19 protein-coding genes and 1 pseudogene are annotated in these 21711 nt (G+C 59.9%); 12 read left to right on the top strand and 8 right to left on the bottom strand.

The genetic code is table 11. The features are described 5' to 3' along the window. Positions 1-7 precede the first annotated feature (7 nt). The 5 genes from RB216_RS28055 (at position 8) to gcvH (ending at position 5822) form a co-directional block, all read left to right on the top strand. The gene (locus RB216_RS28055; RefSeq protein WP_308908905.1) at positions 8-1225 is read left to right on the top strand and encodes a 2-octaprenyl-3-methyl-6-methoxy-1,4-benzoquinol hydroxylase; all 1218 of its coding nucleotides are present in this window, start codon (positions 8-10) and stop codon (positions 1223-1225) included. A 160-nt stretch (positions 1226-1385) separates the two neighbouring features. Next, positions 1386-2390 carry an extracellular solute-binding protein gene (locus RB216_RS28050; protein WP_028618388.1) on the top strand — a complete coding sequence of 335 codons (1005 nt, stop codon included), beginning with the start codon at positions 1386-1388 and terminating at the stop codon, positions 2388-2390. A gap of 139 nt (positions 2391-2529) precedes the next feature. Then, positions 2530-4146: an ABC transporter permease gene (locus RB216_RS28045; RefSeq protein WP_236318449.1), complete on the top strand. Its 1617-nt coding sequence runs from the start codon at positions 2530-2532 to the stop codon at positions 4144-4146. A 156-nt stretch (positions 4147-4302) separates the two neighbouring features. After that, entirely contained in the window at positions 4303-5385 is a 1083-nt protein-coding gene (gene gcvT, locus RB216_RS28040; protein WP_028618386.1) for a glycine cleavage system aminomethyltransferase GcvT, read from the top strand. Between the two features lie 53 nt (positions 5386-5438). Beyond that, positions 5439-5822, top strand: a complete 384-nt coding sequence (gene gcvH / locus RB216_RS28035) for a glycine cleavage system protein GcvH (protein ID WP_068931512.1) — start codon at positions 5439-5441, stop codon at positions 5820-5822. A gap of 126 nt (positions 5823-5948) precedes the next feature. Here gcvH and RB216_RS28030 read toward each other — a convergent pair whose 3' ends face one another. The 6 genes from RB216_RS28030 to RB216_RS28005 all read right to left on the bottom strand — a co-directional run bounded on the left by RB216_RS28030 (position 5949) and on the right by RB216_RS28005 (position 11303). Then, positions 5949-7091, bottom strand: coding sequence for a DegT/DnrJ/EryC1/StrS family aminotransferase (locus RB216_RS28030; protein ID WP_028618384.1), 1143 nt, complete (start codon positions 7089-7091; stop codon positions 5949-5951). Between the two features lie 270 nt (positions 7092-7361). Beyond that, positions 7362-7676, bottom strand: coding sequence for a DUF2388 domain-containing protein (locus RB216_RS28025; protein ID WP_003176799.1), 315 nt, complete (start codon positions 7674-7676; stop codon positions 7362-7364). 69 nt (positions 7677-7745) lie between these two features. After that, complete coding sequence (locus RB216_RS28020) at positions 7746-8192, bottom strand: NfeD family protein (protein ID WP_016978979.1); 447 nt, start codon at positions 8190-8192, stop codon at positions 7746-7748. 10 nt (positions 8193-8202) lie between these two features. Then, positions 8203-9123 carry an SPFH domain-containing protein gene (locus RB216_RS28015; protein WP_010207363.1) on the bottom strand — a complete coding sequence of 307 codons (921 nt, stop codon included), beginning with the start codon at positions 9121-9123 and terminating at the stop codon, positions 8203-8205. 77 nt (positions 9124-9200) lie between these two features. Further along, entirely contained in the window at positions 9201-10880 is a 1680-nt protein-coding gene (locus tag RB216_RS28010; RefSeq protein WP_068931514.1) for a GspE/PulE family protein, read from the bottom strand. 84 nt (positions 10881-10964) lie between these two features. Continuing rightward, complete coding sequence (locus tag RB216_RS28005; RefSeq protein WP_028618382.1) at positions 10965-11303, bottom strand: ACT-like domain-containing protein; 339 nt, start codon at positions 11301-11303, stop codon at positions 10965-10967. Positions 11304-11430: 127 nt separating this feature from the next. Between RB216_RS28005 and RB216_RS28000 the strand changes: the two genes are divergently transcribed. Beyond that, the gene (locus RB216_RS28000; RefSeq protein WP_010207358.1) at positions 11431-11901 is read left to right on the top strand and encodes an Lrp/AsnC family transcriptional regulator; all 471 of its coding nucleotides are present in this window, start codon (positions 11431-11433) and stop codon (positions 11899-11901) included. Positions 11902-11920: 19 nt separating this feature from the next. Here RB216_RS28000 and RB216_RS27995 read toward each other — a convergent pair whose 3' ends face one another. After that, entirely contained in the window at positions 11921-13288 is a 1368-nt protein-coding gene (locus RB216_RS27995) for a CYTH domain-containing protein (RefSeq protein WP_308908122.1), read from the bottom strand. Positions 13289-13446: 158 nt separating this feature from the next. Between RB216_RS27995 and argE the strand changes: the two genes are divergently transcribed. Beyond that, positions 13447-14595, top strand: coding sequence for an acetylornithine deacetylase (argE, locus tag RB216_RS27990; protein WP_068937306.1), 1149 nt, complete (start codon positions 13447-13449; stop codon positions 14593-14595). 136 nt (positions 14596-14731) lie between these two features. Beyond that, complete coding sequence (gene argA, locus RB216_RS27985; protein WP_068937307.1) at positions 14732-16033, top strand: amino-acid N-acetyltransferase; 1302 nt, start codon at positions 14732-14734, stop codon at positions 16031-16033. Positions 16034-16111: 78 nt separating this feature from the next. Here argA and tauA read toward each other — a convergent pair. Next, positions 16112-17098, bottom strand: a pseudogene (gene tauA, locus RB216_RS27980) (taurine ABC transporter substrate-binding protein). A gap of 370 nt (positions 17099-17468) precedes the next feature. Between tauA and RB216_RS27975 the strand changes: the two are divergent. From RB216_RS27975 to RB216_RS27960, 4 genes are all read left to right on the top strand, one after another. Then, positions 17469-18842 carry an OprD family porin gene (locus RB216_RS27975; RefSeq protein ID WP_028618377.1) on the top strand — a complete coding sequence of 458 codons (1374 nt, stop codon included), beginning with the start codon at positions 17469-17471 and terminating at the stop codon, positions 18840-18842. A gap of 272 nt (positions 18843-19114) precedes the next feature. Continuing rightward, positions 19115-19753, top strand: coding sequence for a peroxiredoxin (locus tag RB216_RS27970; RefSeq protein WP_308908121.1), 639 nt, complete (start codon positions 19115-19117; stop codon positions 19751-19753). 292 nt (positions 19754-20045) lie between these two features. Then, the gene (gene ssuE / locus RB216_RS27965) at positions 20046-20639 is read left to right on the top strand and encodes an NADPH-dependent FMN reductase (protein WP_015886424.1); all 594 of its coding nucleotides are present in this window, start codon (positions 20046-20048) and stop codon (positions 20637-20639) included. A 95-nt stretch (positions 20640-20734) separates the two neighbouring features. After that, on the top strand, positions 20735-21703 hold the full coding sequence (locus RB216_RS27960) for a sulfonate ABC transporter substrate-binding protein (RefSeq protein ID WP_028618376.1): 969 nt from the start codon (positions 20735-20737) through the stop codon (positions 21701-21703). Positions 21704-21711 lie beyond the last annotated feature (8 nt).

Genomic DNA, 21711 nt, shown 5'->3' with positions numbered 1-21711 from the left:
CATGGACATGCGCGCAGATGTGCTGATTGTCGGGGCCGGAATGGTCGGAAGCGCCCTGGCGCTGGCGTTACAGGGCAGTGGCCTGCAGGTGCTGCTGCTCGACGGCAGCCCGCTGAGCGTCAAGCCGTTCGACCGCGAGGCCGCTTTCGAACCGCGCGTGAGCGCCTTGTCGGCCGCGAGCCAGCGCACCCTTGAGCGCCTGGGCGTGTGGGACGGCATTGTGTCGCGCCGCGCCAGCCCTTACGGCGAGATGCAGGTGTGGGACGGCAGCGGCACCGGTCAGATTCACTTTTCGGCCGCCAGCGTGCATGCCGAGGTGCTGGGGCATATCGTCGAGAACCGCGTGGTGCAGGATGCGCTGCTCGACCGTCTGCACGACTGCGACCTGGGCCTGTTGGCCAATGCGCGCCTGGAACAGATGCGCCGTTCCGGCGATGACTGGCTGCTAACCCTGGCTGACGGCCGCACGTTACGCGCGCCGCTGGTGGTGGCGGCCGATGGCGCCAACTCCGCCGTGCGCCGCCTGACCGGCACCGCGACCCGCGAATGGGATTACCTGCATAACGCCATCGTCACCAGCGTGCGCAGCAGCCAGCCGCACCAGCGCACTGCGTGGCAACGCTTTACCGACACCGGCCCACTGGCGTTCTTACCGCTGGTGCGCGATGGTCAGGAGGATTGGTGTTCGATCGTCTGGTCGACCACGCCTGCTGAGTCTGAGCGCTTGATGGCGCTGGATGATGCAAGCTTCTGCCGTGAGCTGGAGCGCGCCTTTGAGGGGCGGCTCGGTACGGTGGTAAGCGCCGACCCGCGCGTCTGCGTGCCACTGCGCCAGCGCCACGCCAAGCGCTATGTGGCCGAAGGCCTGGCGTTGATTGGCGACGCGGCTCACGTCATCCATCCCTTGGCGGGGCAGGGTGTGAACCTGGGTTTCCTGGATGCGGCGACATTGGCTGAAGTCTTGTTGTCGGCAACCGAGCGCGGCGAGCGCCTGGCCGATGTGAAGGTGTTGAGCCGCTACGAGCGTCGACGCATGCCGCATAACCTGGCGTTGATGGCGGCAATGGAAGGGTTTGAGCGACTGTTCCAGGCCGATCAACTGCCGCTGCGCTGGTTGCGTAATGCCGGATTGAAGATGGTCGATCAAATGCCCGAAGCCAAGGCCGTGTTTGTGCGCCAGGCGCTGGGGCTGAGCGGGGATCTGCCGGAGCTGGCCAAGCCCTGACATTGAAATACGACCTCTGTGGGAGCCGGCTTGCCCGCGATGAGGCCATAAGCCGCACTGCAAATCCCGGCCATGCAACATCTGGTAACGCCTCCACCGAGCGCTACCAAATGTGAGTCCTTATCATTTGCCCACTTTTTGCAAATGAGAGACCGCACCCATGTTGGCACCCAAGCGCCTCCTGACTGCCCTGGCACTCACCCTGATCGGCAGCACCACCGTGCAGGCCGCCGACGAAGTGGTGGTCTACTCCTCGCGCATCGACGAACTGATCAAGCCGGTGTTCGATGCCTACACCAAAAAAACCGGCGTGCAGGTGAAGTTCATCACCGACAAGGAAGCCCCGCTGATGCAGCGCATCAAGGCCGAGGGCGAAAACGCCACCGCCGACCTGCTGCTCACCGTCGATGCCGGCAACCTCTGGCAGGCTGAGCAAATGGGCATCCTGCAACCGTTCACCTCCCCGGTGATCGACAAGAACATCCCCCTGCAATACCGTTCTTCCAAACACACCTGGACCGGCCTGAGCCTGCGCGCGCGGACCATCGCCTATTCCACCGACCGGGTAAAACCGGGTGACCTCACCACCTACGAAGCCTTGGCCGACAAGCAGTGGGAAGGCCGCCTGTGCCTGCGCACGGCGAAAAAGGTCTACAACCAGTCGCTGACCGCCACCCTGATCGAAACCCATGGCGCGGCCAAGACCGAAGAGATCGTCAAGGGTTGGGTGAACAACCTGTCCACCGACGTGTTCTCCGATGACATTGCCGTGCTGGAGGCCATCAACGCCGGGCAATGCGACGTGGGCATCGTCAACACCTACTACTATGGTCGCTTGCACAAGCAGAAGCCGGACCTGGCGGTAAAACTGTTCTGGCCGAACCAGGGTGACCGTGGTGTGCACGTGAACCTATCGGGCATCGGCCTGACCCAACACGCTCCGCACCCGGAAGCCGCCAAGGCACTGGTGGAGTGGATGACCACGCCTGAGGCGCAGAAGATCTTTGCCGACGTGAACCAGGAATTCCCGGCCAACCCGGCCGTGCCGCCGTCGGCGGAAGTGGCGAGCTGGGGCAAGTTCGTGGCGGACACCTTGCCGGTGGAAGTGGCGGGCAAGCGCCAGGCCGAGGCGATCCGGTTGATGGATCGAGCTGGCTGGAACTAAATTTGTAAAACGCCGCAGATCGAAATGTGGGAGCGGGCTTGCTGTGGTGAGCGGGCTTGCCCCGCGCTGGGCTGCGCAGCAGCCCCCTCCCAGATTCGATTGTGGTGTTTTCAAGCTATTCACTCACTGAGAACTGACTTTGGCCCACCCCGCCCAACGCCGCTGGTACCTGCCGGTCTTCACCGTCGCCGCCCTGGTGCTGCTGCCGCTGAGTGTGCTGTTGCTGTCCTGGCAAAGTATCGACGCACAAATCTGGTCCCACCTCTGGGAAACCCAGATGCCGCGCCTGCTGGGCAACACCCTGACCCTGGTGTTGGGTGTCGGTGTCGGCGTGACCCTGCTGGGCGTGAGCCTGGCCTGGCTGACCAGCCTCTGTGAGTTCCCCGGTCGGCGTTGGCTCGACTGGGCGTTGATGCTGCCGTTTGCCATTCCTGCGTACGTCCTGGCTTTTGTGTTTGTCGGCTTGCTGGATTTCTCCGGCCCGGTGCAAACCTTGCTGCGCGAATGGTTCGGCAGCGGCTTGAGGCTGCCACGGGTACGTTCCACCGGTGGAGTGATCATCGTGTTGGTGCTGGTGTTCTACCCCTACGTTTACCTCCTGGCGCGCAGCGCATTCCTGGCCCAGGGCAAAGGCCTGATGGAAGCGGCGCGGGTGTTGGGGCAATCGCCGTGGCGAGCGTTCTGGCATGTGGCCCTGCCCATGGCGCGGCCGGCGATTGGGGCCGGGGTGGCCCTGGCATTGATGGAAACCCTGGCGGATTTCGGTGCGGTCTCGGTGTTCAACTTCGATACCTTTACCACAGCCATCTACAAGACCTGGTACGGCTTTTTCAGCCTATCCAGCGCCGCCCAGTTGGCCAGCCTGTTGCTGCTGGTGGTGATGCTGGTGCTGTATGGCGAGCGCCGAGCACGCGGCGCCAGCCGGCCGAGCAACGAGCGGCCACGGGGCAAGGCGCTGTATCACCTGCGCGGGTTCAAGGCGGCGGCGGCCAGTGGTTGGTGTGGGCTGGTGTTCGCCTGCGCTTTTGTCATCCCGATGCTGCAACTGGTCGCCTGGTTCTGGCAGCGCGGTCGCTTCGATCTGGATGAGCGCTACTCCGGCTTGATAGTTCACACGCTTTATCTGGGCGGGATCGCCGCCTTGATCACGGTCAGTGTGGCGCTGGTGCTGGCCTTCGCCAATCGGCTGGCACCGACGCGGGCGATCCGCTCCGGCATTAGTCTGGCCAATGTCGGTTATGCCTTGCCGGGTTCGGTGCTGGCGGTGTCGATCATGTTGGCGTTCAGCTATCTGGACCGTGAACTGGTGGTGCCGTTGTCCGGCTGGCTCGGCGGCGCGGGCAAGCCCTTGCTGTTGGGTAGCCTGTCGGCGCTGGTGCTGGCGTATCTGGTGCGATTCCTGGCAGTGGCCTATGGGCCGCTGGAAAACAGCCTGGCGCGCATCCGGCCCTCGTTGCCGGAGGCAGCGCGCAGCCTTGGCGTCAGCGGCCCACGACTGTTTTGCAAAGTGTATCTGCCGTTGCTGCTGCCGGGGACCTTGAGTGCAGCGCTGTTGGTCTTCGTCGATGTGCTCAAGGAAATGCCCGCGACCCTACTGATGCGCCCGTTCGGCTGGGACACGCTGGCGGTGCGGATCTTTGAAATGACCAGTGAAGGCGAATGGGCACGGGCTTCTCTGCCCGCGTTGACACTGGTGCTGGTCGGCCTGTTGCCGGTGATCGGGCTGATTCGACGCTCCGCCCGGCAAATCGGTTAGGTGCCAGTCCTACAGCTTGCGGCTACAATGCGCGGCATTCGGTGCGCTTCGTCTTTCGGAGCGGGTCGCTGGGCGTGGCTGCAGGCCTTGTAATTCAAGGCGTTCAGCACGAACAGTAGCTCCGCGCACCTTCGCCACGCCCGGAAGGAGAAACCCATGGGACAGCGTACGCCTCTGTATGACCTGCATCTCGCCCTCGGCGCGAAAATGGTCGATTTTGGCGGTTGGGATATGCCTCTGCACTACGGCTCGCAAGTTGAAGAACACCATCAGGTGCGACGCGACTGCGGGGTGTTCGATGTATCTCATATGACCGTGATCGATGTCACCGGCCCCCAGGCCAAGGAATGGCTCCAGTACCTGCTGGCCAACGATGTCGAACGTCTGCATGGCTGCGGCCGTGCGTTGTATAGCGCCATGCTCAACGAAAAGGGCGGCGTGGTGGACGACATGATTGTCTACCGCACGCAAGCCGCTTATCGGCTGGTGGTGAATGCTGCTACCCGTGACCAAGACATGGCCTGGATGCACGCGCAACTGGGCAATTACCAGGTGCAGCTGCATGAACGCCCTGAGTTGGCCATGCTCGCCATCCAAGGCCCCCACGCCCGGCAGAAGATCGCCGAGTTGGTCACGCAGTCTCGCAGCACGCTGATTCACCAGCTCAAGCCTTTCGAAGGCCAGGCCGATGGCGATTGGTTTATCGCACGCACGGGTTACACCGGCGAAGATGGACTGGAGATTGTCCTGCCGGCTGATCAGGCGCCGGGCTTTTTCAACGATCTGGTAGGCGCCGGTATTTCCCCCATTGGCCTCGGTGCTCGCGATACTCTGCGCCTGGAAGCCGGTATGAACCTCTACGGCCAGGACATCCATCAGGAGGTTTCGCCGTTGGCATCGAACATGGCCTGGAGCATTGCGTGGGAGCCGGCCGAGCGCAATTTCATCGGCCGCGCCGCGCTGGAAGCGGAAAAAACGGCGGGTGTGCAGTTCAAACTGGTCGGGCTGGTACTGGAAGAACGTGGGGTTTTACGCGCTCACCAGGTGGTTCGTATCGCCAATATTGGCGAAGGGGAGATCACCAGTGGTAGTTTCTCTCCTACGCTGAGCAAATCCATTGCCCTGGCGCGAGTACCGACGGCAACCGCTGATCGGGCCGAAGTGGAAATCCGCGGCAAGTGGTACCCGGTTCGAGTGGTCAAACCGACCTTCGTGCGCCATGGCAAAACCTTGATCTAACCTATTTCCGGCAGGCCAATGGCCGCTGACATTACTTCTTGAGGACACAGATTATGAGCGATATCCCTGCCGACCTGCGTTTTGCCGAAAGCCACGAATGGGCACGCCTGGAAGCTGACGGCACCGTGACCGTCGGTATCTCCGACCATGCTCAGGAAGCGTTGGGTGATGTGGTGTTTGTTGAGCTGGCTGAAGTCGGCGCTACGTTTGAAGCCGAAGGCCAGGCGGGTGTGGTTGAGTCGGTGAAGGCTGCTTCGGATATCTACGCCCCGGTTGCCGGCAAAGTGATTGCAGTCAACGAGGAACTGAGCGGTAGCCCTGAGCTGCTGAACTCCGACCCGTACGGCGCGTGGATCTTCAAGCTCAAGCCAAGCAACCCGGCTGATCTGGAAAAACTGCTGGATGCTGCTGGCTACAAAGCCGCCATCGGCGAGTAAACGCAAAACCCACTGTGGGAGCGGGCTTGCTCGTGAAAGCGGAATGTCAGTCACTGAATGTGTTTCTGATACACCGCTTTCGCGAGCAAGCCCGCTCCCACATTGGATTGTGTCAGCTGTGAGTGCTTAGTTCGCTTTCAGAACCGCTTTCACTGCTGCCACCGACCGCTCCACATCCGCCTCCGTCATCGCCGTGAACATCGGCAACGACACAATCAAACGACCGACTTTTTCCGCCACCGGGAACATGCCTTCCTTGAAGCCCTGTGCCCGATAAAGACTCAGCAGGTGGATTGGCGGGTAGTGATAGCCAATGCCGACGCCGTGGGCCTGCATCTGTTCCATGAAGGTGGCGCGGGCCGGCTGGCCGTCCTGGCGTTCCGGTAGCACCAGTTGGAACAGGTGCCAGTTGCTGTTTTCGAAGTCGGCTGGTGGCAGTTGTGCGCCGTACTTCTCTTCAAAATCACTGCCAAAGCATTTGAAATAGTGCCGCGCCAGGTGCTGGCGATGCGTGGTGATCTGCTCGATATGGGCAAACTGCCCCAAGCCAATGGCTGCGGCGATGTCGGTCATGTTGAATTTGCCGCCCAGCACATCCACATCCAAGCCATCGAAGCCGGTGCGGGTCACGCCTTGCAGGCGATACTTCTCCGCCAGCCGCGCTTCTTCGGCGTTGTTCAAGACCAGGCAACCGCCCTCGGAAGAAGTGATGTTCTTGTTGGCCTGAAAGCTGAACGACACGAAATCACCGGTGGCGCCAATGCGTTGGCCATCCCAGCTCGACCCCAGTGCCTGGGCCGCGTCTTCGACGATGCGCAGGTTGTACTTGTTCGCCAGTGCATACAGCATCGGCATGTCCAGCGGCAGGCCGGCCAGGTAAACCGGGATGATCGCCTTGGTACGTGGGGTAATCGCGGCTTCCAACTGGGCCAAGTCGATGTTGCGGGTGACCGGGTCGATATCGGCAAACACCGGCGTGGCGCCGACTTCCAGGATCACGTTGGCCGTGGCAACCCAGGAGATCGGCGTGGTGATGACTTCATCGCCAGGCCCGATCCCTGCAATGCGCAAGGCAATCTCCATGGTGCAGGTGCCCGAGTTGAAGGTGCGCACCGGCCGGCCGCCAAAGTATTCCGACAGCTGAGCTTCGAATGCCTGCACTTTCGGCCCGCTGGTGATCCAGCCCGAGCGCAGTACATCGCCGACCGCCGCGATGGTGGCTTCATCAATGGTGGGTTTGGAGAACGGCAGGAAGGGCTGTTGGCTCATGACGACGAAGGCATCCGTTTCAGATTGGCGATGAGTAGGCGAGGTATCAGTACCGGCATGGTTGCACGGCTTGACTGAATATAGCCTGTCGCCTGTGAATGAATCGTCACCGTCCGGGCAAAAAAATGCCGCTTCAACAGCGGCATTCTCTACCGGGCTTTATCAGCTGTGAAAGCAGGAATGCTTACGTAGTGCTCAGCCGCGATGATCATAGGAATTGAAGACAAAAAAATACCGCTGTTCAAAGCGGTATTTTTTACTAAACCCGAGTTATTCGGTAACGGCGTTTTTCGCGAGGATGGCGTTGGCCAGCTCCATATCCGTGGCTTGCAGGCCAGGGTTGTCGGCGCGGACTTTCTGCATGGCGGCTTCCAGGTACGGGCCACGGATGCCGCCGTCGCTGGCAACAAAGCTGCCTGCGTCGTCTTGCGCAGCGACCACCAGCTTATGGTCCTTGAAGGTCAGGTACGTCGAGCCGGTAGTGGCGCCCGACGAGATGACATTGCGCCAGAAACTGTCGGCCATGGCTGAACCGACTGGGAGGGAAAGCACAGCAAGGGTTGCGACAGCATATTTGAGACGCATGATGGGTGACTCCGGGTGGGTTATCTGTACTTTATGATTGTAGTTAACCCAACCGAGTTCCATCACTGACTAAACAGTTTCAACCCTTAACACCACACCATCCTGGCCAACCACCCGGACTTGAGCGCCTACGGGACTGTCTGGACCCGTCACCATCCACACGCCGTCACCGACTTTTACCTTGCCCCGGCCATCCACAATCGCTTGATGCACCATGAATGTGCGGCCGATCAATTCCGAACCGCGTTCGTTGAGGCCCGGCTGGTCGCTGGCTTTGGCACTGCTGCGCTGGCGCTTCCACCAATACACGGCTGTCAGGATCGACAACACGGCAAACAACAGAAGTTGCCACTCCAGCCCCAAAGGCGGCACCAGGAACTTGATCACGCCCACGGCTGCCGCGGCGATGCCCATCCACAGCAGGTAACCACCGGCGCCGAATACTTCAAGAATCAACAGGACCGTACCCAGCGCCAGCCAATCCCAAAACGACAGATGCTGCAGGAAATCCCACATGGCGCTGGCCTCAGCCTTTCTTGTTGTCGAACGTTGCCTTGACGATTTCGCCGATACCGCCGACCGCACCGATCACTTGGCTGGCTTCCAGCGGCATCAGGATGACCTTGCTGTTGTTGGCCGATGCCAGCTTGCCCAGCGCATCGATGTATTTCTGCGCGACAAAGTAGTTGACCGCTTGCACGTTGCCCGACGCAATCGCTTCCGACACCACCTGGGTCGCGCGGGCTTCGGCTTCGGCCTGACGCTCACGGGCTTCGGACTCAAGGAATGCCGCCTGTCGGCTACCTTCGGCCTCCAGGATCTGCGCTTGCTTCTTGCCTTCGGCGGTCAGGATTGCCGACGCTCGCAGGCCTTCAGCCTCAAGGATTTGCGCACGCTTGATGCGCTCGGCTTTCATCTGGCCCGACATGGCGGCCATCAGGTCGGCAGGCGGGCTGATGTCCTTGATCTCGATACGGGTGATCTTGATGCCCCACGGTGCGGTGGCTTCGTCCACGGTTTTCAGGAGTTTTTCGTTGATGCCGTCACGCTGGCTGAGCATGGCATCCAGCTCCATGGAACCGAGCACGGTACGGATGTTGGTTTGCAGCAAGTTGCGGATGGCGTGTTCGAGGTTGTTGACCTCGTACGCGGCCTGGGCGGTGTTGACCACCTGGAAGAAGCACACGGCGTCGATCTGCACGGTGGCGTTGTCGGCGGTGATGACTTCCTGGGGCGGGATATCCAGCACGCTTTCCATCACGTTGATCTTGCGACCGATGCGGTCCATGACCGGGATGATGATGTTCAGGCCAGGCTTGAGGGTGTTGGTGTAGCGGCCGAAACGCTCGACTGTCCACTGGTAACCCTGGGGGACGACCTTGAAGCCCATGAACAGGATGGCGATGGCCAAGCCCACGAAAAGAAGCAGTACGGTTCCGATCTGCATAGCGATTCCCTATCTGAATGTGTCAGTGAAACGACGTTGGGCCGATTGTAACGGTGTTGTCACCGATAAGAACGGTTTCACTGCTCATCAAATAAAGGATTTGTTACCGAATCCCCAGGTGTCACTCGTAACACTTCCGCCATCGTGGTCAGCCCCGTCTCGACCTTATGCAGGCCAGCCATGCGCAGGCTGCACATACCTTGGGCAATCGCCGCCTGGCGCAAGGCCTGTACATCGGCGCCGGGTGTGATCAGCATCTTGAGCGCTTGGTTCAGCACCATGATTTCGTAAACACCCGCTCGGCCCCGATAACCGCTGTGTCGACATTCCACGCATCCGACCGCCTCATGGACCTCACCCAGCGTCGGCTTGCAGTGAGGACACAGAACCCGCACCAACCGCTGCGCCATCACCCCCAATAACGTGGCCTTGATCAAATAGTGAGCAATGCCCAGTTCTTGCAAACGGCTGATGGCGCTGGGTGCGTCGTTGGTATGTAGGGTCGACAGCACCAGATGCCCGGTCAGTGCGGCCTGGATCGCCATTTCGGCGGTCTCCTGGTCGCGGATCTCGCCAATCATGATGATGTCCGGGTCCTGGCGCAGCAGGGCGCGGATGCCGCTGGCGAAGGTCAGGTCGATGTTGTGCTGCACCTGCATCTGGTTGAACGCCGGCTCGACCATTTCAATCGGGTCTTCCACGGTGCATAGGTTGACCTCCCGGGTCGCCAGTTGCCTGAGCGTGGTGTAGAGCGTGCTGGTCTTGCCCGAACCGGTCGGACCGGTCACCAGGATGATGCCGTGGGTCTGGCGCGTCATGGATTGCCAGCGTTGCTGGTCATCAGCCGACAAACCCAGCTGGTCAAAGCCCTTGAGCAGGACCTGCGGGTCGAAAATCCGCATTACCAGCTTCTCGCCAAACGCCGTAGGCAAGGTGGAAAGGCGCAGCTCAACTTCCACGCCCGCCGGGCTTTTGGTCTTGACCCGTCCGTCCTGGGGCCTGCGTTTTTCTGCCACGTTCATGCGACCCAGGCTTTTCAGGCGGCTGACGACGGCCATCGTCACCTGGGGCGGAAATTGATAGACGTCGTGCAGCAGCCCGTCGATGCGAAACCGCACACGCCCTTGTTCACGGCAGGGTTCGACATGGATATCACTGGCGCGCTGGGCGAACGCGTACTGCAGCAGCCAATCGACGATATTAACGATGTGCGCGTCGTTGGCATCCGGTTCCTGGTCGCTGGCGCCAAGGTTGAGCAGGTCGACATTGCCAGGCGCCGTGACCTTTTGATCGGCGCTGCTGACGGATTTCGCCAGTCGGTAGAACTCATCGATACAGCGCGTAATGTCCTGGGGATTGGCGACCACGCGTTTGATCGAGCGCTTGAGCACCTGCGCAAGCCCGGCTTCCCAGCTGGTGACATGGGGCTGGGCGCTGGCGATGGTAACGGTTTGCGCATCCACCGCCACCGCGAGGATGGCGTGGCGCTGGGCGAATGCGTGGGACATCAGCGGCACCACTGTCGCCACGTTGATCTTCAACGGGTCGATGCGCAGATAAGGTTGCCTGGCCTGCTGGGCGAGCCATTCGGTCAGGGTTTCCAGGCATGCGCCTTGGGCTGCGATGCTCTCTAGTGGATGCTGGGTGTTGCTGGCCGGCAGCGCCGACAAGCGGTGGGCGAGTTCAGGCGTGATCAGCCGCCCTTCGACCAAAGCCGGCAACAGCTGATGCAGTTCCAATCGTTGATCAACCGGCATGAAGGTTTTCCTGGGTGGCAGTGGGTGTAAATCCCAGGCTAGCCAGCCCCTGAATATCTGCCTCCCAGCGTGTATTGCAGGCTTTTACTGGGCGACCGCCACCACCGCTTGAGGCCCCATGGAGTCAGCCGACCACACATCCAGCGTGCACACGCTGATCAGGTTTCGAATCTTTTCACCGATCACTTGCGCGCGGTGCCAGCTCAGGCCGTCCATCATGATGTCGATGTTCAGCAGGTCACCTTCCCGGTTCACCATGACCTGTCGCGGCGTGAGGAATTGCAGCGCGAAATAGTTGAGGACTCGGCACAAAACATCAGGCTCCGCCTCGGCAACGATCCGGTAATGCGCCTGGCAATGAACGCTGGTGACGGCCCACGCATCGACGCGGGTAATAGGGTGGGTGGTTTCAACGGCGTGCATGGGAAAGCTCCAGATTCGACTGTAGAAATTTTTACATTCGCCAACGGAGATTTCTTATCTAAGATGAGGCTGTTTCAGGATTAATCGAATTGATCAATTCAAGACAAGCACCATTTAGGGTATTTATATGCACAGTGAGTTGGACGCCTACGACCGCCGTATCCTGGCCTTGCTGCAGGAGGACGCCTCGCTGTCCAGTGCTCAGATCGCCGAGCAGGTCGGCTTATCCCAGTCACCGTGCTGGCGGCGTATTCAACGTCTCAAGGAAGAGGGGGTAATTCGCGGCCAGGTGACGTTACTGGACCGCAAGAAGATCGGCCTCAACACGCAGATCTTTGCCGAGGTCAAACTCAACGCCCACGGCCGCTCCAACTTCACCGAGTTCACCGACGCGATTCGCGGGTTTCCGGAAGTGCTGGAGTGTTATGTGCTGATGGGGGCGGTGGATTTTCTGTTGCGTATCGTCACCTCGGATATCGAGGCGTACGAGCGGTTTTTCTTCGAGAAGTTGTCGATGGTGCCGGGGATTCAGGAGGTCAATTCGATTGTGGCGTTGTCGGAGATCAAGTCCACCACCAGCCTGCCAGTGTTGCGCTGACAGGCTGGAGGTAGCGATTTTACAGACGCAGCAGCGTCTTCCACGCACGGTTCTGGTACACCGCAATCGCCTGATGCATCCGCGCATCCAGCGACTCATCGGTAATCGGCTGGTTAGCCAGTTGTGCCAACTTGTTGAGCTCGCCGTATAGACGGTCCAGTTCCGGGGTGTCCACCACATGACGCGCATGGTGCAGCCAGGCCTGGATGCGTTCGATGCGCGGCAGTTGCTCGGCCAGGTCTTCCGGCTGTTGCTGGTAGCGCGGCAGTTGCAGGGCGACGGCGTCTTCGGCCAGCAGGCGTGGCAGCCAGTTGGTGATTTGTGCAGCGCCCTGGCGGTTGCCACGCACGTTGCGGTCGGCGGTCCAGGTACGGGCCAGCAGCCAGCGTGAAGCGTTTAGTGAGAACAGGCCCCAGCGTACGTCTTCCAGTTCTTCGGCGAACTGTTCCGGCGCGGCTTTGCGGATGTCTTCGTCGTCGTCACCGGCTTGCACCAGTGGGCGCCAGTCTTCCAGCAGGGCATCCAATGCGCTGCGCAGCTCGCTGGTGGATTGACGTGGTGCTGCCTGGCCGAGGCTGCCGACCAAGGCGCGCAGTTCGCCGAGGTTGTCGACCCAATCTTGCAGCAGGCGCCAGTGGCCATTGAAGCGGTATTGCTCGGCCAGGCGTTGGCTGCTGCCCAGCAGGTGCCACATGATCGCGGCGAAGGCATCGTCCAGCGGCATTTCAGCGTGGATCTGCGGCGCCGGCAGGCTCAGGGAGTAGCTGCTGGCGTCGTACAGGCGGTAGCCACGCTCGGCCTTGCTGATATCGCACGGCATCAGGGCCAGGGTGGCGGCCAGTTCGGCGGCCAACTCCAGCAGGGCGGCCGGTTCGCCTTCGCGCAGTTCCAGTTCCAGCTCGCAGATTTCTTCTTTCTGCTTGCCGACCACCACGTGGCCCAGGTCCAGAGCAGCTTCGATGACCACCTTGGCCTTGCCACGGCCCCAGGCGATTTCGGCGCGTTCACGCACGAAGTCGGTGGTGAAGATCGGCTTGAGGGTCTTTTTGTCCAGCTCGGCCAGTTGCTCGGGCCAGCATTCGCCGTCGAGTTTTTTCACGTCGAGCTTGGCTTTGGGCAAGTCCCAATTGTATTCGTTACGTTCCGACAAGCCGGCGACGCTCTGGCCACGTGTCTTGAGAGTCTGGATGATGTCGTCACCGTCCTTGCGCAGGCGCAGGGCGACTTTGGCCTGGGCCAGGTCGCGCTCGGGGGTGTCGAAATACTGGTTCATCAACTCACGGCGTTCCCAGCCACTTTTGTTGCGTTTTTTCAGCAGCGGGTGCTCACGCAGCGCGGCGAGGGTCTCGCGGCTGACGCGAAGCTTGATTTCAGTTTCTTTTTGCATGGCCGGTACATCCAGGATCGGGAGCGCAGCCGGGGAAAAGAGTGGCTGCCAAGGTCGTGCAGTGTACAGGAGTGAGCCCGGCAACGTGCCGCAACGGTTTATTGTGTCGTGCAGATGGCTCTATAGTGGGGCTCATCCGGGAAGTCGAGAGGCCGCGCATGCCATTACCGTCCATGAAAGAGCAGTTCGCCGCGCTGATTGCCGCGCCATCGGTCAGTTGTACCCAGGCGTCTCTCGACCAGACCAACCGCCCGGTGATCGATTTGCTCGCCAGTTGGCTGGGCGACCTGGGTTTCGCCATCGACATTCAACAAGTCAGCCCCGGCAAGTTCAACCTCCTGGCCAGTTACGGCAGCGGCCCCGGCGGGCTGGTGTTGGCAGGCCATAGCGATACCGTTCCCTATGACGCCGCGTTGTGGAAGACCGATCCGCTCAAGCTGACGGAAGTCGACGGTCGTTGGGTAGGACTGGGCAGTTGCGACATGAAAGGCTTTTTCGCCCTGGCCATCGAGGCGGTGCTGCCGTTGTTGGATCAGCCGTTCAAGCAGCCACTGCTGATTCTCGCCACCTGCGATGAAGAAAGCTCCATGTCCGGCGCTCGCGCATTGGCAGAGGCAGGGCGCCCGTTGGGCCGCGCCGCGGTGATTGGCGAGCCAACCGGGCTCAAGCCGATCCGCCTGCACAAAGGCGTAATGATGGAACGCATCGACATTCTTGGCCAAAGCGGCCATTCGTCGGATCCCAGCCTTGGGCACAGCGCCCTCGAAGCCATGCACGACGCCATTGGCGAACTGCGCGGCTTGCGCCTGGCCTGGCAGCGCGAATACCGCAACCCGCAATTCAGCGTGCCGCAACCGACCCTGAACTTCGGCTGCATCCACGGCGGCGACAACCCCAACCGCATCTGCGGTCAGTGTTCCCTGGAGTTCGACCTTCGCCCTCTGCCCGGCATGGACCCGCAAGTGCTGCGCGACGCCATCCGGCAAAAGCTCGTCCCCTTGGCTGAACGCCATCAGGTCAAGATCGATTACGCGCCGCTGTTCCCCGAAGTGCCGCCTTTCGAGCAACCCGAAGATGCCGAACTGGTGCGGGTCGCGGAACGATTGACTGGCCATCGTGCCGAAGCAGTAGCGTTCGGCACCGAAGCGCCTTATCTTCAGCGCCTTGGGTGTGAAACCCTGGTGCTCGGCCCTGGCGACATCGCCTGCGCTCACCAACCCGGCGAGTACCTCGAAATGTCACGCTTGACGCCTACAGTGCGTCTATTGCGGGAACTGATCGACCATTACTGCCTGAAACCTGCATAAATTAACCCCAACCTGTTCGTACATAGAAAGGAGAGTGAGCGTGTCGCCAAGCCTGTTCCGACGATAACCATCAGCCCGCTGTGCGCTTTCACGATTCATCCTTTTTCGGCTGCTTTTTATTACAGGCCCAGGTTTTATGCCCGACTACGTTAATTGGCTTCGTCACGCGTCCCCTTACATCAACGCCCATCGCGACTGCACCTTTGTGGTCATGTTGCCCGGCGATGGTGTGGAACATCCCAACTTCGGCAATATCGTCCACGACCTGGTGCTGCTGCACAGCCTGGGTGTGCGCTTGGTGTTGGTACACGGTTCGCGTCCGCAGATCGAAGTGCGCCTTGAGGCGCGTGGCCTGATCCCGACTTATCACGAAGGCATGCGCATCACTGACGCGGCGACGCTGGAGTGCGTGATCGACGCGGTCGGCCACCTGCGCATCGCCATTGAAGCGCGCCTGTCGATGGACATGGCCTCGTCGCCGATGCAGGGCTCGCGCTTGCGTGTAACCAGCGGTAATTTCGTGACCGCACGCCCCATCGGCGTATTGGACGGCGTGGACTACCACCACACCGGCGAAGTGCGCCGTGTCGACCGCAAGGGCATCAACCGCCTGCTGGACGAGCGCTCCATCGTGCTGCTGTCGCCGTTGGGCTACTCGCCGACCGGTGAAATCTTCAACCTGGCCTGCGAAGACGTCGCCACCCGCGCCGCCATCGACCTGGGTGCCGACAAGCTGCTGCTGTTCGGTGCCGACATGGGCCTGCTCGATGAGAACGGTCGCCTGGTGCGCGAACTGCGCCCGCAACAAGTGCCGGCTCACTTGCAGCGCTTGGGCAACAGCAACTATCAGGCTGAACTGCTCGATGCGGCTGCCGAAGCGTGCCGGGGTGGGGTAGGGCGCAGTCATATTGTCAGCTACGCCGAAGACGGTGCCTTGCTTACCGAACTGTTCACCCGGGACGGCGGCGGTACGCTGGTGGCCCAAGAACAATTTGAGCAGGTGCGTGAAGCGGCGATTGAAGACGTGGGCGGCTTGCTCGACCTGATCAGCCCGTTGGAAGAGCAGGGCATCCTGGTGCGCCGTTCGCGGGAAGTGCTGGAGCGTGAGATCGAACAGTTCAGTGTGGTGGAGCGCGAAGGCATGATCATCGCCTGTGCGGCGCTGTACCAGATCGCAGATTCGGACGCAGGTGAGCTGGCGTGCCTGGCGGTGAATCCGGAATACCGTCATGGCGCGCGCGGCGATGTGTTGTTGGAACGCATCCAGGCCCGCGCTCGTGCGCAGGGGTTGAAGACTTTGTTTGTGCTCACCACCCGCACCGCCCACTGGTTCCGTGAGCGGGGGTTTGTGCCGAGTAGCGTGGACCGTCTGCCGTCGGCGCGGGCATCGCTGTACAACTATCAGCGTAATTCGAAGATTTTCGAGAAGGCCCTGTAATCCCCATTCTGTAGGAGTCGGCTTGCCGGCGATGGCGTTTTCAAGGGAGCCATCGCCGGCAAGCCGGCTCCTACAGGGTCAGGGCTTGACGAATTTGTCGGTCACGTACGCTGAATAGTCTGGCAACACTGCCTCAACCTTTCCTTGTTCCTTCAAGAACTTCGCCGTCTCCCCAATCGCCTTCGCCGTGCCGCCCTTTAGCAGCGCGTCAGTTTGCTGTGCCTGCGCATCCGGGAACGTGGTACCGGCTAACAGCTCAGGGATGTCGGCAGCATTTGAACCTGTCAGTTTCGCGATTTTTTGCACCGGCTCGGAGTCCACCGTCCAACCGTCCTTATGGGCCGCATACTCGGCAAACGAATCCAGGGTGACCTTGGCAAACTTGGCCACTACGTCAGGATGTTTTTCCGCGAAATCCTTACGCGCCACCCATACTTCAAAGGTCGGTGCGCCCCACTGACCCACCTGGGCCGCGTCTGTCAGGGTCTTGCCGGTCTTGCGGATTTCGCCCAGAGCCGGCGACTACACGAATGCGCCGTCGATATCGCCGCGTTTCCACGCGGCGGCAATTTCTGCCGGTTGCAGGTTCACCACCTTGACTTGCCTGGTGTCCAGACCCCAGTGCTTCAGCGCGCCGAGCAGGCTGTAATGCGAGGTTGAGACAAATGGCGTGGCGATGGTTTTGCCGATCAGATCCTTGGGGGCGTCAATGTGGCTGCCGTTACGCACCACCAATGCTTCAGAAGTATTGATCTGGGCCGATACGATGAACGCGACGATGGGTAGATTGCGAGAAGCCGCTGCCGCGAGGGGGCTGGAACCGAGATTGCCAATCTGCACATCGCCTGAGGCAATAGCGGTTACGACTTCCGGCCCACTGTTGAACCGGCGCCAGGCGATTTTTTCACCGATGGCCTTCTCATAGAGGCCGTCGGCCTGTGGGACTTTGCTGGGGTCAATGCCGGTTTGGTAGCCGATGGTTAAATCGGCGGCTTTGACACCAAAAGAAAGTATTAGTGACACAAAAACTGTAACAAATTGACGGGAGGATGTGCGTTTGGCCATGATGGCGTCGCCTTTTTGATCGTGGGTGACGTATGCAACAGTACGGCCACACTAATCGATCTAAAAAAACGCTAACAAATACCCTTTAGGAATTAGCTTATGGAGCGGTTTGTCTACCCTGACTTGTCCGCATCATGGAAAGGCTTATTCCCGAATCGTATGAAAAAGAATGAAACAATTCTTTTTGGGTGTATGAAAAACTCATTACCCTGCAGGGACCAAATCAACTGCGATTAGACGAAGGTAGTAGACACACAAGGTTACGATTGACTTGGTAGTCACTATCTGGCGCTAATCGCGCATCTGTGGATCGAGGGCGTCAGACCCGAGACCAAAGAAATACAAAAATTAGAAATGAGAGGAGCGGTACATGAAGAAGTCCACCTTGGCACTGGCTGTAGCCCTGGGCGCAATCGCTCAGCAAGCAGGCGCTGCCGGTTTCATCGAAGACAGCAAAGTAACACTGGGTCTGCGTAACTTTTACATCAACACTGACAACCGTGACTCCGCTGCTGGCACTGCTGCCAACAAGCGCGCCGGTGTTCAGAGCAAGCAGGAAGAGTGGGGCCAAGGCTTCGACCTGCGCTTCATCTCCGGTTACACCCAAGGCACCGTAGGTTTCGGCCTTGACGCAATCGGCCTGCTGGGTGTTCGCCTGGATTCCGGCGGCGGCACCAACGGCGCCACTGCTTCCTCGTACGGCGGCACTGTGTTCCCGAGCAAGTCCAATGGCGAAGCCGTTGATAACTATTCGAGCCTGGGCCTGACTGCCAAAGCCAAGATCTCCCAGACCGAACTGAAGCTGGGTACTCTGCAGCCTAAACTGCCGGTTATCGTGACCAACGATGGTCGTCTGCTGCCGCAGACCTTCCAAGGTGGCCAGATCACCACCAACGATCTCAACAAAGACCTGACGCTGGTTGCGGGTCAGATCGAAAAAGCCAAAGGTCGTAACTCCAGCAACGTCGACAATCTGTCGATCTCGGGTGCCAACTCCCGTGGCGCCGCCTGGCGTGACAGCAACAAGTTCTACTATGCCGGTGGTGACTACAAGATCACCAAGGATCTGACCGCACAGTACTACTATGGCAACCTGGAAGATTTCTACAAGCAACACTTCCTCGGCCTGACTCACAACTGGGCAATCGGCCCGGGCGTGCTGAAGTCTGACCTGCGTTACTTCAACAGCTCCGACGACGGTAAGAACGGTCACGAATCCGCCTACTTCTCGTCGGGCAACTACAGCGGTGTCAACTCCGGTCGCGGCAAGGTTGATAACAACCTGTACAGCGGTCTGTTCCTGTACACCGTTGCCGGTCACACCTTCGGTGGTGGTTATCAAGTCAGCAACGGTAGCAGTGACTTCCCTTGGTTGAACCAAGGCGACGGTTCGTCCGCTTACCTGACCACTGACATGCAGATCGCCAAGTTCGCCCGTGCTGGCGAACGTACCTGGCAAGCTCGCTACTCCTACGACTTCGCCAAGGTTGGCGTTCCTGGCCTGACCGCTGGTGTTGTGTACCTCAAAGGCACTGACATCGACACCGTCAACGGTAGCCGCGCTGAGTTCACCGGCCAGTCCGAGTGGGAGCGTGACATTACTGTTGCCTACGTTGTGCCAGAAGGTCTGTTCAAAAACGTCGGTGTTGCCTGGAAAAACGCTATGTGGCGCAACGATGTTGCTGCCGCGCGCGATCAAGACGAAAACCGCGTCATCGTAAGCTACACCTACGCGTTCAAGTAACTGCGTAAAACCTTGCCCGGTGCAACACCGGGCAAGGTGTCTTGCTTTCAAGTCGGGCTAAACCCCCGCAAGCCCTTCCTGAACCCCTCTGTGTACAGCGTCTCAAGGCCTTCTCGAACCTTGGAAACGATGGTGCTCCTCGCCTTCGAATACGTCCAATGAACAGATTTTTAATATTCCTTTATCGTCTAGATAAATCGATATTTATTCTTTTTAAATAATCCACAATCCATGCACAGTGGGCTCCATAAGCACTCACCAGGAGCCACACCATGAGCCTAAGACTGGGCGATATCGCCCCCGACTTCGAACAGGATTCCAGCGCCGGCAAAATTCGTTTCCACGAATGGCTGGGCGATAGCTGGGGTGTGCTGTTTTCCCACCCGGCGGACTTCACCCCGGTGTGCACCACTGAGCTGGGCTTCACTGCCAAGCTCAAGGACGAATTCGCCCAGCGCGGCGTCAAGGCCATCGCCCTGTCGGTCGACCCGGTGGACTCGCACCACAAGTGGATCGAAGACATCAACGAAACCCAGAGCACTATCGTCAACTTCCCGATCCTGGCCGACGCCGATCGCAAGGTGTCCGACCTCTACGACCTGATTCACCCCAACGCCAGTGACACGCTCACCGTGCGCTCCTTGTTCGTGATCGACCCGAACAAGAAGATCCGCCTGACCATCACCTACCCGGCCAGCACCGGGCGCAATTTCCACGAAATCCTGCGGGTCATCGACTCGTTGCAACTGACCGACAACCACAAGGTCGCCACGCCCGCCAACTGGCAGGACGGTGATGAAGTGGTGATCGTGCCGTCGCTCAAGGACGAGGAGGAAATCAAGAAACGCTTTCCGAAGGGTTACCGGGCGGTGAAGCCTTACCTGCGGCTTACCCCTCAGCCCAACCGTTGATGCTGATGTCGCTACCGCCGGCAAGTCGGCTCCTACAGGTGATCACATTCCAGTTGTAGGAGCTGGCTTGCCGGCGATGGCGATCGTTCTGAAGAATCACATAGCAGGGGTTTTCAGGCCGTTTTAACGGCCTTTTTTTTCGCCTGGGATTTGATAACTTTTATATGCATTTAAGGAATAAACACATGAAAAAATAAGATTTAAAGATATATGAATCTGCTGATAATGTCTGTTCCATCTTGGCGCCATCGCCACACAGCGAACCGCCGACACCTGCTCAAGGAATTCCTGCATGTTGGTCGTAACACTTGGAGGCAGTCCCAGCCAGCGTTCCCGCTCCGGGGTGTTGCTGGATAAAACCCGTCAGTGGTTGCAAGACAAAGGCGTAGAAGTGGTGAGTTACCAGATACGGGACTTCCCGGCTGAAGACTTGCTGCATGCGCGCTTCGACAGCCCCAAGGTCATCGACCTGCTGCAACAAGTGGCTAACGCTGATGGCCTGGTGATCGCTACGCCGGTCTACAAGGCTTCGTTTTCCGGAGCGCTGAAAACCGTGCTGGACCTGCTGCCCGAACGCGCACTGGCCCACAAGATCGTATTGCCGATGGCGACCGGTGGCAGCATCGCCCACATGCTGGCGGTGGACTACGCCCTGAAGCCGGTGCTGTCGGCGCTGAAGGCCCAGGAGTTGCTCCACGGCATCTTCGCCGAAGACAGCCAGATCGCGTACGGCGAAGGCAGCGCCCAGGCGCAACTGGTGCCGGTACTTGAACACCGTTTGCACGAGGCCCTGGAAACGCTGTATGGCGCCATGGCCCGTCGCCCGAAACCGCTGGACCCTCATGTGTTGAATGAACGTTTGTTGAGTGCTCGCTGGAGCATTTAAGCCACACCGAAATGTAAAAAAACTCACCTTACTCAGCCGCCAACGGCCAAGCAGGTGCAGCCAACCCCCTGAACGCACTATTTGGAGAGAGCGCCATGCGCACTGTCATCTTGCGTCGTGGTCTGGTCGCACTGTTTGCTGCGGCTGTGTCCTTCGGCGTCATTGTTCAAGCTCAAGCCGCCGAGACCCTGCGGATCGGTTATCAGAAGTACGGCACGCTGGTGCTGCTCAAAGCCAAGGGCACCTTGGAGAAACGCCTGGCTGCCCAAGGCGTGAACGTGCAGTGGACCGAGTTTCCTGGCGGCCCGCAATTGCTGGAAGGCCTGAACGTCGGCTCCATCGACTTCGGCGTGACTGGCGAAACCCCACCGGTCTTCGCTCAGGCCGCTGGCGCCGATTTGCTCTACGTGGCCTACGAGCCACCCGCGCCGACCAGCGAAGCGATCCTGGTGCCGAAAGATTCGCCGATCAAATCCGTGTCCGAGCTCAAGGGCAAGAAAATCGTCCTGAACAAAGGCTCCAACGTGCATTACCTGCTGGTGCGTGCCCTGGAAGACGCCGGCCTGAAATACACCGACGTGCAGACTGTGTTCCTGCCGCCCGCCGATGCGCGTGCCGCCTTCGAGCGTGGCAGCGTGGACGCCTGGGTCATCTGGGACCCGTACCAGGCCGCCGCCGAGAAACAACTGCAAGCCCGCACCCTGCGTGACGGTACTGGCATTGCCGACAACCACCAGTTTTATCTCGCGACCAAGCCTTACGCTGAAAAACACCCTGAAGTGGTCAAGGCGCTGATCGAAGAAGTGCGCGCCGTGGGCGAGTGGTCCAAGGCCAACCCGCAGGAAGTGACTGAGCAAGTTGCCCCGCTGCTCGGCCTGCCGGCTGACATCACCCTGACCTCGGTGAAACGCCAAGGCTACGGCGCGCTGTTCCTGACCCCGGAAGTGGTCGCCGCCCAGCAGAAAATCGCCGACAGCTTCTACCAGCTCAAATTGATCCCCAAGCCCTTGAACATCAAGGACGTGATCTGGACACCCCCCGCCGCCGTTGCCAAAGCGCCGTAATCCGACTT

The sequence above is a fragment of the Pseudomonas canadensis genome (assembly GCF_030980095.1).
In the GTDB taxonomy this organism is placed as follows: domain Bacteria; phylum Pseudomonadota; class Gammaproteobacteria; order Pseudomonadales; family Pseudomonadaceae; genus Aquipseudomonas; species Aquipseudomonas canadensis.
This window is presented reverse-complemented; position numbering and strand designations above follow the sequence as displayed.